Annotated in this window: 1 protein-coding gene; it reads left to right on the top strand. The window is 30.5% G+C overall.

The annotated features are described in order from the left end of the window. The coding region (locus V6R96_RS20710; protein ID WP_336380101.1) for an AMP-binding protein at window positions 1-649 on the top strand (649 nt) is incomplete at both ends.

Below are 649 nucleotides of genomic sequence, written 5' to 3'. Positions count from 1 at the left end.
CATGAGGAATTAAAAAAACAGAAAAACCAATACAAAAAAGAGAACCTTCCGATTATCAGCAGACCAGATAGTTTGGCGTATGTGATTTATACCTCAGGAACTACAGGACAGCCGAAAGGAGTGATGATTGAAAATAAAAATCTTTCCTCATATATATTAACTTTTACAGATTATTTTGGTATTGATTTTTCCGATGTTATGCTTGGCCAATCAACAATTGCTTTTGATACATCTGTAGAAGAAATTTTTCCGGTGCTGGTTTTAGGCGGAAAATTAGTTATAATATCAGATAGTAAAGATTTTGAGAATTTGGTTCGGGTTTGTGAAAAAGAAGCTGTTACCAGATTAAGTACTAACCCTTATATTATAGAATATTTTAATTCAAATTTTGATAATTTAGGCAAGTTAAAATTAAAAACTTTTATAAGTGGTGGAGATAAATTACAATCAAAGCAAATTAGTAATTTATTAAGCAAAATTAGTATATATAACACTTATGGTCCAACAGAATTTACGGTTTGTTGTAGTTATTATAACGTTACAAAAGAATTAAATATCATTCCGATCGGAGCTCCGATTTCGAATACGAGTGTTTATATTTTAGATGAAGATTTTCGGGTAGTTCCTATAGGAGTAAGCGGTACGTTGT

This window comes from Chryseobacterium sp. CCNWLW53 (assembly GCF_037083525.1).
Classification (GTDB): Bacteria; Bacteroidota; Bacteroidia; order Flavobacteriales; family Weeksellaceae; genus Chryseobacterium; species Chryseobacterium lathyri.
This window is presented reverse-complemented; position numbering and strand designations above follow the sequence as displayed.